Here is a 16,017-nt window from a genome sequence, read left to right on the forward strand (position 1 = left end):
TTTATTACCCCCTCATTATTTTCTTTCTACGTGCCTGATGCGTCCAAGTGGATTTTTAGAAGAAAGACTTGCAGCGTAATCTGCAGCATCAAGAAGTTTTTCAAAATCTAATCCTGTATCAATGTTCATCCTGTGGAATAAATACACTAAATCTTCAGTTGCTAAATTACCAGCTGCCCCCGGTGCAAACGGACAGCCTCCTATGCCTGATACAGCGGTTTCAAATATGCGGACTCCTGTCAAATAAGCAGAGTATGCATTCGCTAATCCCAATCCCCTTGTGTCATGCAGGTGAATGGCAACCGGTGTTTCACTAGATATTTCCAATACTCTTTTCATTAATCTTCCCACTTGATCCGGTGTTGCAATACCGATTGTATCAGCAATACCTATACGATCAGCACCAGCGTTTTTCACTCGTTCTACGAGATTCAAAACCTGATCTTCTAATACCATACCTTCGTACGGACATCCAAAACTAACTGCAATGGAAAAGCATGTTTTTATACCATCATGTTTAGCCTGTTTGACAAGTAACTCAAACTGTTTAAAGTTTTCATCTATTGTTTGACCAATATTTTTTTGATTAAAGGTTTCAGTTGCTGAACTCACCCAATTCACTTCAGTAAGTAAATGTTTTCTAGCTCTTTCATATCCTTTTAAATTGGGGATTAATGCAGTTGCTTTAAGCTTTTCAAAAGTACTAACCTCATTTAATACACCAGAAGCATCAGCCATTTGTGGCACTTTATTAGGGTGGACAAACGAAGTTGATTCGATATTTTGTAACCCAGCTTGCAGCAGTAATTTTATTAATTCTTTCTTTTTATTTGTTGGTACAAAATTCGGTTCATTTTGTAATCCATCTCTAGGGCTTACATCGATTATTTTCACATCCGTCATCTATATGACTCCTTGTTCTTTTAGGTTTTTAAAGTCCTCAAAAGTAAAATCCATATATTCCTTGAAAATTTCTTCATTGTGTTCACCTAGTTTTGGTCCATTCCATTTTATTTCACCTGGGGTTTCAGATAACTTGGGTACAATTCCAGGGACCAATACCTTTTTTCCATCGGGCAATTCTACTTCTTGCAACATTCCTCTTTCTTTATAGTGCTCGTCCTCAACAATTTCTTTAATTCCATAGATTGGACCTACTGGGACCGATGCATCATCCAGTATCTTCTGAACATGTTTTAGTGGATACTTTTTCGTCCATTGTTCAATTGTATGATCAATGAATTTTACATTTGCGGCTCTACCTTGATTAGTAGCATAGTTCGAATCATTCGCTAAATCTTCTCTCCCTATTGCTGTCATCAATCTTTGGAAAATCTTATCCCCATTTCCTCCGATCACAACGTGGTTTCCATCTGCACACTCATATGTATTTGACGGTGCTATTCCTGGAAGAGTGGTCCCTGTCCTCTCTCTCACTAATCCTGTTAAATCGTATTCAGGAAGAATTCCTTCTAGTAAACTAAAAACAGATTCATAGAGTGCTACATCAACAAGCTGTCCTTTTTTGTCAGGGTTCGTTTCTCTTGCACGCAGTGCCATTAACGTTCCAATTACTGCATATAAACCTGCAACTAGATCACCTATCGCAATACCTACCCGTACAGGTGGTAAATCCGGATATCCCGTTAAAAATCGGAGACCACCAATTGCTTCAGCTACGCTTCCAAATCCAGGTTTTTCACGATATGGACCGGTTTGTCCGTATCCTGAAACTCTTGTCATAATAATGGATGGATTTACTTTACGTAGATCTTCTAACCCTAAGCCCCATCTTTCTAAAGTACCAGGTTTAAAGTTTTCAAGAACTACATCCACTTTTGCTGCTATTTTTCTTATTAATTTCTGCCCCTGTTCATCTCGCATATTAACAGTAATAGACTTTTTATTACGTGATTGGACGTACCACCATAAGGATGTATTATTATGCATAACTCGCCAATTCCTAAGTGGATCCCCCTTTGCCGGCTCTTCCACCTTAATCACTTCAGCCCCAAATTCGGAAAATATCTTTCCTGCAAATGGTGCAGCAACTAAGTTTCCTAGTTCAAGGATCTTGATTCCTTCAAGTGGTTTTCTTTTAGACATCTGTCACCCTCCTACGATTGATCACTAAACCTCATAAAGGAAGTGTAATCGTTTTCAATATGTGCTTTCATTAAACGTTTAGCTTCATCCGCATCTTGGTCCACAATTGCTTGAAATATCCTTTGATGATCTCGCATTGCATCTTCCAAATAAATCTGATTTACTTCTAAAAATGATTTTCGATAAAAACTATTCACTCCGCGAAGTTGAGTAATCATAGAAACCAGAAATGGATTTAGACTCGCCTCAACTATTGCTTCGTGGAAATTAACGTTTGCATCGTGAACTTTTTTTACAGTATTCGAATCAGTTATCTTTTCCATTTGTAATAGATAACTTCTTATTGTTTCAAGCTGATCTTGAGAACGTCTTTGTGCTGCGTAATAGGCAGCAAGTGGCTCTACCTCCACCCTACATTCAAATAAATATTGAAAATCTTCTTTAGATGGTTGAATTACAGTTACTCCCCCAGAAGAATTGACCAATAATAATCCGTCTTTTTCAAGCATTCTAATAGCTTCACGAATTGGGCTACGACTAACCTTTAATTCTTCTGATATTTTTTCTTCAATTAGTCTCTCACCAGGTTTCAGTTCTTGCATAATAATCTGATCTTTCAAATATTCATATACTTGTGTTTTTAAAGTTGTTCCTTTTTTTATAGCCTGAACGATTGAGATCACCCTCTTTGCTATTTCGTAGACTGTATACAATAATCATATTTATTATAATAGTCAAAATAATTTTAATAGTCAACCCTTTTTATGTGTTAATATTAGTTGGTCTTAAAGATTGATCCTAAAGGGTTTTGATATAGCTATATGAACATTTTAGGATCAATAAGAAAAATTTGGAGTTAATGTGTGAAAGTGTGTTAGTACTAACACGAGTTTTCAATTCTGCTATTAGCTAAAAGGAGAAGTTTATGGCTATTGAATAAGAGGTATAAGTATAGAGAATAGATGAGTGAAATACTATAAAAGTGACAGTGAACCCCGCGTCCCACCATGAAAAAGCCACCTTTAACCAAGATATAGTTAAAGATGGCCATGTAATCAATTACTTATAAACTGGTACTTCGTAGATTAAAGAATAGGAACTTACTAAACTATATAAATTATGAATTTGGATAATTTGCTTTTCTGCCCAGCCAATGTCAGTTGCATATTGATGAGTTGCAGCACCTAATTTTACCGCTCCATCAGGATTCCATCTCATTTTATAAAGTGTATTTTGGCCAGCATTAATATATCCTTGTGCGATAAATTGTGCACCACCGATAATGGCTTGTTCTGGTGTGAACCAGCCAGCATTATAAGCAAATTGTGCACCCGCTGTTATCGCATCTCCATCATATGCTCCGATTCCGTACATATTATAAACTGTTTTTCCGTTCACCTTAACACCTTTAGCTAAGGTAGATGTCCCGTTTCCTGTTTCAAGTAGCGCATGGGAAATTAAGTATATTTCATTGATATTATATTGTTGTCCAGCAGTAATAAATGCTGCTGCTTTCCCACTTAGTATACCTTTTCCAGAAAGAATTCGATCGTTCACTTCAGTTACTTCAAGGTTTGTTGATTTTGATAGATTAATAAACTGCAGAGATTTCATTGAGTCGTTGATAAAGTTGCTTGGATCTAGATAATATTTAATATCTTCAGGACTCGCATTTACCCAAGTCTTATTATAATCGACTTCATACCATGTATATCCATCAGATCCTTTGATAGAGGAGAGAATTTTTAGAGAACTGCCGCTCGATACTTGTCCCACTATCCAATAACTTGTCCCTGCACCGCCTCGTACATTCCAACCAGTACCGTTAACAGTTCCTTTCGTTGGTTTTGTTAAGGAGTCTAATGTCAAAGCATCTTCTCTAATATATGTACGGTATTTATTATCTGTTTGCGCATTTGCAGCTGTTTGAATTTGAACCATTTTATCTAATGAAAGATTGTATTGATTGTAATTGTACGTTTTTGAACCATTATTTAGATCTGAACCATTCATATTTAGTATTAAATATTGAGAGCTGACATATCCTGTTTTTCCATTTGCCGTGATTTTTGACCAGCCATTTTCTTCCGAAAGAACTTTAACAGCCGTTCCTCTTGTTAATTTTGTAATAACTGATCCTTGTGCTGAAGGAGTAGAACGCATATTTAAATTTGATCCAGGATCTACATTTACATATTTGATAATACTTTGGTCTTCTTCAGAGCTATTCCCATTATTTTCTCCTGAATTATCTATTGGCTTCGTTTCTGAGAGGAATTCTGTTTTCACATATCCATCTTCTCCATATACACGTATTTTCGACCAGCCATTTGATTCCGAATAAACAAGTACTGGAACCCCTTTTGCAATATTTACAATGATCGAAGAATCTGTAGATGGTTTCGTATACATACTGATCCCTGAAACAGATTCAATATTGACGTATTTTGTTTTTGGCTCAGTATTCGTATTTTGCTTAGATTTAGACAAAAATTGACTGCTTACATAGCCAGTTTTTCCATTCGCTTTAATTTTTGACCATCCATTTGATTCTGATAATACTGTGACTTCTGTTCCTTTTGTTAATTTTGCTACAATGGCAGCACTTGTAGATGCACTGCTCCTCATGTTAAGCGAGGATCCTGCTTCTACATCTACATATTTAATAACTGTTTCAGCTGGTGTCGTCTCTTTCGGTGGTTGGGGTGTTGTACTTGTATTCCCCTTCGTTTTTGCAAGGTATTGACTACTTACATAGCCCGTCTTTCCACTCGCTTTGATCTTTGACCAGCCTTTTGATTCTGATAGTACTGTGACTTCTGTTCCTTTTGATAATTTTGCTACAATGGCAGCACTTGCGGATGCACTGCTCCTCATGTTAAGCGAAGATCCTGTTTGGACATCTACATATTTAATAACAGTTTTAGCTGGCGTGGTCTCTTTTGGGGGTTGGGATGTTGAACTAGTCGTTTTCCCCTTCGTTTTCGATAGGTATTGACTACTTACATAACCCGTCTTTCCGCTTGCTTTGATCTTTGACCAGCCTTTTGATTCTGATAGTACTGTGACCTCTGTTCCTTTTGACAATTTTGCTATAACGGAAGCACTTGTGGATGCATTGCTCCTCATATTAAGCGAGGATCCTGCTTTGACATCTACATACTTGATAACAGTTTTAGCTGGCGTAGTCTCTTTTTGGGGTTGGGATATTGAACTAGTCGTTTTCCCCTTCGTTTTTGATAGATATTGACTGCTTACATAACCCGTCTTTCCTTTTGCTTTGATCTTTGACCAACCTTTTGATTCTGATAATACTGTGACTTCTGTTCCTTTTGTTAATTTCACTACAATAGCAGCACTTGTGGATGCACTGCTCCTCATATTAAGCGAGGATCCTGCTTTGACATCTACATATTTGATGACGGTTTTAGCTGGTGTAGTTCCAGTTCCCTTTGCTTTTACTAAGTATTGACTACTTACGTAGCCAGTCTTCCCTTTTGCCTTGATTTTTGACCAGCCATTCGATTCTGACAGAATTGTAACCTCTGTTCCTTTTGCTAGTTTCATAATAATTGAGGCCTTAGTCGATGCGCTGCTACGCATATTCAATGAGGAACCTTGACTTACGTTTACTATTTTAATTTCATTTTTAGCAGGTTCTGCGGCATGAATCGTGTTCTCAAAAGCAACAGTAGAAAGAACTGCAAAGCATAGGCTTGGAACAATTACACCTTTCTTCATGTTTCTCACCTTCCTTATTAATTGGTATATATAAATACTAGCACATAGATATCTCGCACAAGTCGATAATTGTCAAAAAACATAATATTTCGAGATTCCTATATAGTCCTTTTCTCATATTTTTATAGTAAGAAAAACCATAAATAACATGTAAAACAAAAAATTCTTGGAGAAAAAAGAAGACAAGTTCGAAAAGAATGTCTAAGGTTAATATCTAATTCGTCAGAAATTTATAGCCATACCTATTATCAAATTTAGGAAGCTTTTAAAAAAAAATAGAATCACCCTTTGTTTTCCTTTATGGAATGTATTTTCTGAAGTGAGGCTATAGAGGGACAAGGGACCCCTCGTCCCGTACTTTGCACAAAGAAAAAGTGTCCGTCACACATATAAAAATCGCCCTTAACATTGGTCAAGGGCGATTTTACAACCTATTTCTTTTGTTTAACCGTAAATTGTCTTGGTTTAGCCGTTACATGAAAACCAGTTTCATCTTCTGCTTCTGTATAGATGGTGTAGACTCCATCTGGCAAGTCCGCTTTTGGCTCCCATTTCAAGTGAATTTCTACTTGATGATTGACGTCGAATGTATCGACGATTTCACCGTCTGGTCCAGCTATTTTAAAGTTCCAATTTACCTTTTTCATCGCAAATCCATTAATTTGTAGTGGATTATCTTTGTTAATATTAGAACCGTATACGCTTAAATAGCTGATTAGCATCCCTTCATTGATATAGGATGGATCTCCCCATACGCCGAAGCCTACATTCCTTGCCCAGTCAATACCTAAAACGACAATTCCTTTTGGTTCTTCTTTTGAAAGGTAGGAAGTTGCGTTTGGAGGCAACGAATAATACTGTCCGTTGACATATAGAATCGCACCGTCATACCCGCTTCCTCCTGGATTGTCTTTAGCATCCCATGTAATTCTGTATTTTCCATCTTCAGGTTCCACTTGAATATTATCAATGGTAGGTGCGACGGAATCGATTTTAACTGGCATTTTCACTGTTTGCGGTTTTGCACCTTTGTAGTCAAGTGTACTAGTAATCGCTATTTGATAATCACCATCTGGAACAACATTTCCTTTGTCATCCTCTGCATTCCATGGATACATTTCTCCTGAAATAGCAAAATCTTCGTACGCCATAATATTTTTGCTAAACTTCCACGGTCTACCGTCAGGAGTAAATTCACTAAAATTCCCTAACTGACGAATTTTCTTTCCCTTACTGTTTTCAACGGAAAGATTCACTTCTTTTAAGTTTCGTAAAACTGTAAATGAAGGATATACCCCCGGAACAATGGAGTTTGGAGAATAAACAATACGGCTAAGATCAAAATTCCCCGTATTTAGATCATACCCTAAAGGCAATTCATCCAAGTCGTTCCAAAGTACGGTATAGCCAAGGAAAACATCCTTATCCCATGCTGGTGCATCAATATTTTTCGGCGCTTCCCATTCACCATAAAAGCCCATGTATGGCATCGATAATTCTGGTAGATTTTTATTTACAGGGACAAACCTTACAAATCCTTCTACAAAACTATTTTTTCTTAAATCTTTTGGTAGAATAATGTCTACATGTAAATTTTGTGCCTTACCATTTTCGATTTTAACCTTTACTGGTTTTTCATTGCTGATCTCTTTCCCATTTAGTAATGCGATGGCATTTTTTACACGCTTACTTGATAGCGTTAAATAGTCATGAGAACGGTCCGGCTTCCCATCTCCATTTAAATCATATTCCTTGTATTCTGTATCATCAGTTAAGACATCTAAATAAACGTTATACTCAATATCTTCTGACTTTTTATTTGAAAGAGGGACGATATTTAAATCAAATTGTGCCATTTGATTTTTGATTTCTTTTAACGCCACCGAGCCTTTACTTTCTGCACTTGCCTGTTTACTTTCAACTAATACAGGTGTTTGTAATGCATTCTTAATTTGCATCATACCTGCCCCTTGTTTACGCGGTGAATACGGAATTTGATTTCCTGTATTTGGATCATACTCAATTTTTGAAGTATTCATTAAAGCGGTTTTTGCTTTTAATACAGTATTCAAATTCTTTGGTAAGCCTTTTTCATAGAATGATTGAAGGACAAGTGTTGCTCCACCAACAACGTGAGGCGTTGCCATGGAAGTACCATTGTACACATCATATTGATTGTCAAAAACCGTTGAATAGATTCCTCCACCCGGTGCTGTAATTTCTGGCTTAAAGTCAAGTGTATGTGGAGCACCCATTGAAGAAAAATCAGACATTTCATCATGTTTGGGATTTTGAACCCATAGTCCTCCGCCCAGCTTCAAGGAAATAGACTGGCCATTTTGTAATTGATCAATAAGCTTTTGGCCATCCTTTATACTAGTTGTAACAGCAGGAATCGCATACGGACTAAATAGTGAATTCTTATAGTCTCCCCAAGCTGCAATCGGTGCGATGATGACTGCCTTCGCTCCTTTATTTTGAGCATTAAATTGAAGATGTGAATTCATGCCATAATCTATAGTTGGTTGAATAACGACAACCTTATCTTTCACATCGATATTTTTATAGTCCTCTGCATCGCCTTTACCAGCAAAAACTAGAGGGTAATCTTGTCCTTGTTTAATTGTTTTTTCTAATTTTAAATAACTAGGCTCTTGAAAAGCAATTTCACTTCCATCTGATAATTTCATACTTGGCTTATGCACGACACTATTTTCATAGGAAGCCACTTGCAAGGCATATGGACTGACACCTGGTGATCCTACAACACCAATATCTGGGTTATCCGCATAAGGTTTCGTCGAAGAAGGCAGCTTACTATTTTTCGTACTATAATAAGCATTTCCTCCAGCAGCAACGACCAATACTCCATTATTGGTGGCAAGTCGGATAGCTTTTTGCACCGCATCATCCTCTTCACCAACAAAACCGCCATCTGATCCTAAGCTCAAATTAATGACATCTGCTCCCATTACAACTGCATGGTTGATTCCTGCAACAATATCATCCTCATAAGCTCCACCGCCATGATCAGAAAACACTTTTTCTGCAAGAATTTGTACATCAGGAGCAATTCCTTTTACCCCGTCATTGTCTTCATCACCGTTTGCTCCAATTGTTCCTGAGACATGCATTCCATGTGAGCTTTCATATGGAAGAACATCATCATCATTGTCTGCCCAATCATAGCCTGTTGGGACTTTATCTGTATACCAGCGGTCATTTACTTCAGTCGCATCCAGCTTTTTCTTAATGTTGGATTCAGTTAACTTTTCTTTTGCTTTACCTTCTTCTGACATCACCATATCTTTATGACGATAATCAACACCTGAATCGACAACGCCAACTACCATACCTTCTCCATGATAGCCTAGCTCTTCCCAAACCTGTTGGGCTTGTACCATTCCTTTAGAAGATTTCATCGCTTCTGTATACGTATTTGCAATCGTTACATTGGCAACACCTTTGATTTTTTTGATTTCTTCCATATTACGAAATTCAGTTTCCATACTAAACCCATTAACACCTCGAACAAATTGATGTCTCAGTTTTGTTTTCATTCTTTTTTTTGTAATTTGGTTTATCACTTGTTCCTGTGTGTTTAATAGTTTCGTTTCTTCGGATTTATTTGCTTCCGTATCCATCAGTGGTTCATCGACTAACTCCACCATTATCCTTACTTTGTCCTTAGGTGCAAACGGCTTATTGGTTGCTTTGTTTATTTCTTGTTTCGTTATCCCTAGTTTGTTTGCAGCATCTTTACTTGCTTCGTTTCGCTCTTCTATAAAGATTTCCTGACCCTTTTTAACAATAGATTCGACATTCACCTTGCTCTGACTATCATGATTTTCTGTGCTCGCAAAGGTATAGCTGCTGCCGCTGACTAATAATGCTGCTAAAATGCTTGAACTAATGATTTTGTATGGAAACGATCGCTTTTTTCGCTTCATGTTTTATCCCCACCCCATTATGAATCTGTAAAACTTTACTCTAGTACTCGTAATCGGTTAGCCATATTCAATTTTTATAGATTACTAGTTTCTTCTTGCTCCTCATCCTTATTGGGATCTTCTTGCTTTAATTGTTGTTTGTTGTTTTCTACTGGATCCTGATTCTCAACATCCTCTGTCCCAGTATTTTCAATTGAATTATTTTCTGGATCTTCCTTTATTTCATTGGTTTCTTGCTTCATTTCAACTGTAGCTAAAAGCTTTGCTTGATCCAGGGGAACACGAATCATTTCATCTATATAATGATTTAATCCGACGAGATGATAGTTAATTTCAGTCTCGTTACATGAAACGATCTGATTGATCGTCGTCTTGAATGTTTCACCGGGATCCAGTTGTTCCTTTTGATCAATAAATTGAATAGGTATGTTTAAATTTGAAATGTTTTTAATCACAATTTCCTGAGAAATCGTACAATTCTTTTGATAGGAAATTTCATTAGTTGAAATGGATAATAAATCACTCGTTGTTGCATTTGTAATTTGTCCACTTGCTTTAATTTCTGATGTAAACCAAGCATATGTGTTAAATTTGCTAATGAAGAAAAACATGCAATAGATTAAAAAAGTGAACTGAATGATCATTAGAAAGTGATGTTTTCTCATACCACTCGCTCCTTGCTAAGAAATGCGCAAGCGCCTTGCTCATCGGTGTACGGATTTCGTAGTCTTCGACTGAGATAAAGGAGACACGGCGAGGTACGAGTCGATGTCAACTTATCGTAGGGAGAAGACAAAGAAATCCGCTAGCCGATAGGCGCTGGAGCTAGACACAGCAGACACTTTTCATGCCTAATATCCTTAGTAAATTTTATACTTTCTTTCCTTTTAAATGAAGGCAGTCGAATGATCGACTGCCCTACCCGCTTATTCACCGTCGTATTTGGAACCATCATCTGTTTGTTTTGCTTGAACTTTCAAATCTGCTGTGTATTTCACACCTTGATAGTCATTGTTTGCACTTTCATCTAGTTTAATAGCAAACACGATGTCGATATACTGATCAGATTTCAATCGCCAGAATGATTTATCCGTTCCATCTCCTAGAATCCACTCTTTATTAGAAACAGCTTTAAAACCTGCTACTCCATCTTCTCCCACTAATCCTGTAACTGCAGTTACACCTGGTGCAACCTCGATTTCACCATTAGACTCTTGTAATGTTGCTACCACATTCGTCGTTCCATCAAATAGTTTTTCAAGTTTAATTTTCGAAGCTTTCAAAACATCTCCACTTGGCTTTTCCTTATATTTCAAAGCGATGTAGCCAACTTTATATTTTTTAATATTAATATCCTTATCTAATGATTGGTTTAAGCTTGCTTTAATGTGTGTATCTTGTGTTCCCGTATTATCAATCGTCATCCATTCTCCATACTTTAATTGGGATGGGGCAAAATCGACTCCATCAATGATTTTTTCAGTGATATTTTGTCCATTATTTAATTGCAATGTTCCGTTAGCAATTTGTCCAGCTGCATTCGTCTCTGAAGTGAACCAAGAATATGTTCCAAATCCTGCTGATACAACTAAAGCCCCCACTAATGTTGTCCCCAATAACGCTTTTTTTGCTTTTTTCATAAAAAAATCCTCCCTTTTAATTTATATTGTGGATGCGGATTCAATGTTGTATGGATAATGAGTACCTGTATTAACATGTTGTTAATACAGGCACTTCATTAGTGTAAAATGTTAAAAACGCTTTTACTTTTTCATTGGTTCAAGGCCGAGAGCACGTAAGAAATCTTCTAATCCCTTATTACCAAGCTTTTCTTGTGGCTTTGCATTTTTCTTCGCATTAGGACCTACTCTCATGAAGTTCTTTTCAATAAAACGAATATCCTTTTCATCCACAATGCCGTCTTTGTTAATATCTTCTTTGTCGTGCTTCTTCTCATAAAAGGCAGATGCTTGGATGATATCATTGATATCGATCATTCCATCGCCATTTACATCTCCGGCATAATTTTTCTCCATTCGTGAACTATAGTATTCCCCGATTAACTCGCCATCTACATTTTTACCGAGTTTGACTGTTAGTTTACTTGTAAGATGTCCTGGAACTTCAACATAGATATCATAGTCATTTTCCGAAACAGGAATTCCATGGATTTCAGCATAACCTCTTTCATCAATTGTTCCTTGATATGATTTTCCATTTCCAGCTTTCGCGTAAACCTTCGCTCCTATTTTCGTATAGTCAATATTGCTCATTGTCCCATCTTCTTTCAGGAAACCTTCTGGATTGATGTATCCTTGTACGACGGAATGTTTCGAAACAATCGTAAAGCCTTCTTTGGAGAAGCCAGGAATACTAGTTGATTCAGATGCTCCTGCTTTCGTATACGAGAAGTTATTAACTGTAAACTCATATTTACCATAATAATATTCATCATTAATCGTTTTAAAGGTGACATCGAGGAATGGAATATCTCCGTCAAATCCTTTAAAATCGTTTTGATCTATGGAAGCCCCTACATGAACTGTTTTGGTCCAAATATCATCAGTAAGCGTAGGTTTATCAAGATTAATCTTCACTTTGTTTTCTTTCGCATACTGTTCAAATACTTTGTTTACCTTTACATCCTTAAATTCAAACAAATCTGGAGAGTATTCAACTCCGAACTCGCCTTTTAAAAGTTTTTCCACATTGTTTAAACTTAACGTCATCGTGACTTTGTCACCAAGTTGTACCTTTTCTTTATCGTAACTCTGCAATGCGTACTCTGTACCTTCCTTTACAAAAGTATATTTGTACCTGCCATTCGGATAGGCTGCAGTAGCTAAATCATATGGGAATAGCACAAGAGTCATAGGTTCATTGATTTCCTCAGGCAATACACCAAATTTGACATCCCCGTTTGGCTGTACAGGTAATGTCCCAGATGGGAAAGGTGAATTTTGATAGTAGACAACCTGATTCGCAGATTGATCAAAATGATAACCCTTTGAATTCAATAAATCGATCGTAGAATCATGCACCTTGCCGTGTGCCCATAAGGCATGATACCCATCTTCATCGGTAAGCATCGATGGTTTGACTTCATAGAAGTCTGGTTTAAAATCTGTAAATGTAACTTCCGGTGGTGTATTATCAATGACAATCGTTTGATCGTTTGTATAGGTTTTTCCATCTTCATCTATTGCAAACATTTCTAACGTATAGTCACCTTCAGATAACATAATCGGCTTATCAGCAATTGGCTGGGACGGATCACCTGTAAACGGATAGACGGTTCCTCTAAAGTTAATTAAAAAATATTCGTAATCCGGTTCTGCATTTCCACCGCTTGCCATTAGGGCGATTGGTTTTCCAGTTTTCCCGTCTTTGACAATCAAATCAATCGATTTCATCGGACTCTTTAATTTGAATGTGCCATATAGATATGGATCCATAAATGGGTGAAAAGAAATAGTGTTTGAGACTGCTGGCTTAATCATATCAACATAGTCTATTCCTTTATCTGTGTATCGAATGGCAAACGGGATTTGATAGCTCTCCGCTTCATTTTGTTGATTCACGAAATGAATATAGCCTTCGTATAATCCTGAAGCGGCCTTCTCTGGCACATGTATCGCTGGATGAATTTCATTAATTTGTCCAGCAGATACCGTAACGGATGATGGTACATTTACTTTGACGCCATTTTTCTGTGCATCTTGAATATTACCTTTTGCTGGTACGTATTCGACTTCTACTTTGTACTCTTTATTTTCCTTTTGACTATGATTTTGAATCACTACTTTTCTACTATCATCAATGGCCTTATCGTCTTGATAATGGCTGCCAAATGCTATTGATCCTGTTTCTTCATCCATTTCAACGGTTTTATCCCCGTCCATATTCTCTGTTTTGTCAATTACTTTAAAGGTTGTTTCAGCATGAACTGCATCATACGTATCAATACGACCTGCTCCGACTTCATTAACCGAATAATCCTCTTTCAAGGCATCAGCTGTATTCATCAATGCCGCTTTTACATCAAAAGGTGTATATTCCGGATGCTCTTGTAAAATCAGGGCTGCTGAACCTGCTACATGTGGAGCCGCCATTGATGTTCCTTGCATGCGGGTGTAAGCAACATCGTAATTTTCACCTTCTTGCGGGTGATTCATATATTCTGGATAGGTTGAAAAGATCGCCACTCCAGGTGCAACAACATCTGGCTTAATATCATAGTTTTTCACGACAGGACCACGAGAACTAAAGTCTGCTAAGTGATCACCTTCTGTATGAACTTCTCCCATTGTGTCAAATGTGAATGAGACATTTTCTTGCGATTTTAAACGTTCTCCGTCAGCTTTTGTTAACTGGAAGGTTGGAACATAACCCGTGCTTTCTCCTAAATAAGCCGGTATCTCTCCATCGACATTATTGTAGACAATAACCGCTTTTGCGCCAGCTTTTTGGGCATTTTTAATTTTTTCATCAAAGGCGATTTCACCACGTTGAATTAATGCTAGCTTCCCAGTTAAATCTTTTCCTTCAAAATCACTGCTATTTCCAAGTCCTGCATAAACTACTGGGAAATCTTTGCCCTTCAAATCTTCTAGCTTGTCTGTGAAATTCTTCCCTAACAATTTCATTTCACTATACTTCTCATTACCAACACTACCGGAGTATGTTGCGATCGTTTGCGAAAAATCACTTGCTCCGACAGTAATCGCTAATGCGGATGTACCAGGAGATCCGACTGTTTTTTCATCTGGCCCATCATTTCCAGCTGCAACAACAGATACCACTCCTGAAAGCATCGCATTGTTTATGGCAACGGAAGTCGGATGGAGAGCATCATTAATACTTTCTCCTAATGATAGATTGATAACATCCATCCCATCCTGTACTGCCCGATCGATCCCAGCAAGAACCGCATCAGTTGTTCCACTTCCATATGGTCCCAGTACACGGTAAACATAAAGATCTGCTTCTGGTGCTACCCCTTCGACTGCGTAATCAACATGATTTTTCTTTTGTCCAGCTATCGTTCCCGAAACATGAGTCCCGTGGGAAGTATAGTAGGTAGAACCTGTGTAAGGATTGATTTCTGGGTAATTCGATTCTTTCCAATCCTCATATGTTGTTTCCATTGGATCATCATCATTGTCTACAAAGTCGTAACCGCCTTTAAAGGCATCTTTTAAATCTGGATGATTGTAGTCAATTCCAGTATCAATGACCCCAACTTTTACCCCTTTTCCTGTGATATGCTCTTCATGCAGCTTGTCCACACCAATTTGGCGATTGCTGTCAGCTGTACCTGATTGTCCAGTTGATTTCAGTTCTTCTGGTTCTTTCGGAAGATCTAACTTAAATTCTTTGTTATTCCATACTCGTTTTACCACATCTGATTTCACTAATTCCTGAATCATATTTCCTGGTATCGTAATGGCTACTCCGTTAAAGGCATTTTTATATTCTCTAGTAATCTTTGACTGATTCAAATTTTGACTACTAGCAATCCTCAAACTCGTAAGTTTATTAAATTCCTTTTTAAATTGTTGGTGAGATGCTTCGACCTTGTCATTTGCTGAAGTTACAGACAATCTTTTTCCTTTTGCCGTTTGATTAAGTACTTCTACTTTTGCAGGCAATGGTTTAAACTCAACAATGACATTTACCAGCTCTGGACTGTTGGTGTTAATATCGGGTGAAATAACAAATCCAGGTCCGATCTCAAGTTCTTTAAGTGCTCTTCTTTGTTCATCGGTTAAACCCTTTAGCACCTCTTCTACATTGGTAATTGTTGATGATACTTGATCTTTGGCCAATACATTATGGGGAATACTGCCGGAAGCTAGTAAACTAGCTGATAAAGCTGTTCCCAAAAGAATACGGCCTAATTTCCTTTTCTTCATACTCTTCCTCCTTTATGGCTTTTACTTATGCGAAAATATTCGCTGAGAAGCGCTTCTATTAATTTGAATTTTTATTCATAATAGAAAATTTGAATAAAAATAAATTAATAGAATATTCACTATAGTAAATTTTACATTAGGCTATATTTGTCGTAAATTGGGGTAATTGTTATTTCAAAACTCGGTTCTTTCTTACCATCATGCAATAGGAAAAAATTCATAATTTTGAATCTAATCGACAATAAAATGCATAAATACACACTTTATTCCTAGCGTCTAATTACCTATATGAAAAAAGAGTTATC

General features: G+C 37.2%; 8 protein-coding genes. All 8 read right to left on the minus strand.

The genetic code is table 11. The annotated features are described in order from the left end of the window. Positions 1 to 15: 15 nt before the first annotated feature. The 8 genes from ACQKP0_RS04355 to ACQKP0_RS04390 all read right to left on the minus strand — a co-directional run bounded on the left by ACQKP0_RS04355 (position 16) and on the right by ACQKP0_RS04390 (position 15,712). Positions 16 to 903 (minus strand): hydroxymethylglutaryl-CoA lyase, encoded by an 888-nt coding sequence (locus ACQKP0_RS04355; protein ID WP_427404589.1) that lies wholly within the window; start codon positions 901 to 903, stop codon positions 16 to 18. Further along, positions 904 to 2,106: a CaiB/BaiF CoA transferase family protein gene (locus ACQKP0_RS04360; protein ID WP_427404590.1), complete on the minus strand. Its 1,203-nt coding sequence runs from the start codon at positions 2,104 to 2,106 to the stop codon at positions 904 to 906. An 11-nt stretch (positions 2,107 to 2,117) separates the two neighbouring features. Continuing rightward, entirely contained in the window at positions 2,118 to 2,819 is a 702-nt protein-coding gene (locus ACQKP0_RS04365) for a GntR family transcriptional regulator (protein ID WP_427404591.1), read from the minus strand. 346 nt (positions 2,820 to 3,165) lie between these two features. Beyond that, positions 3,166 to 5,847 carry an SH3 domain-containing protein gene (locus ACQKP0_RS04370; RefSeq protein WP_427404592.1) on the minus strand — a complete coding sequence of 894 codons (2,682 nt, stop codon included), beginning with the start codon at positions 5,845 to 5,847 and terminating at the stop codon, positions 3,166 to 3,168. Between the two features lie 431 nt (positions 5,848 to 6,278). Beyond that, on the minus strand, positions 6,279 to 9,797 hold the full coding sequence (locus ACQKP0_RS04375) for a S8 family serine peptidase (protein WP_427404593.1): 3,519 nt from the start codon (positions 9,795 to 9,797) through the stop codon (positions 6,279 to 6,281). A gap of 74 nt (positions 9,798 to 9,871) precedes the next feature. Continuing rightward, positions 9,872 to 10,462, minus strand: coding sequence for a hypothetical protein (locus tag ACQKP0_RS04380; RefSeq protein WP_427404594.1), 591 nt, complete (start codon positions 10,460 to 10,462; stop codon positions 9,872 to 9,874). A 261-nt stretch (positions 10,463 to 10,723) separates the two neighbouring features. Further along, positions 10,724 to 11,437, minus strand: coding sequence for a hypothetical protein (locus ACQKP0_RS04385; protein ID WP_427404595.1), 714 nt, complete (start codon positions 11,435 to 11,437; stop codon positions 10,724 to 10,726). A 123-nt stretch (positions 11,438 to 11,560) separates the two neighbouring features. Then, positions 11,561 to 15,712: a S8 family serine peptidase gene (locus tag ACQKP0_RS04390; RefSeq protein ID WP_427404596.1), complete on the minus strand. Its 4,152-nt coding sequence runs from the start codon at positions 15,710 to 15,712 to the stop codon at positions 11,561 to 11,563. Positions 15,713 to 16,017 lie beyond the last annotated feature (305 nt).

It is taken from the genome of Heyndrickxia sp. NPDC080065 (genome assembly GCF_050281185.1).
In the GTDB taxonomy this organism is placed as follows: Bacteria; Bacillota; Bacilli; order Bacillales; family Bacillaceae_C; genus Heyndrickxia.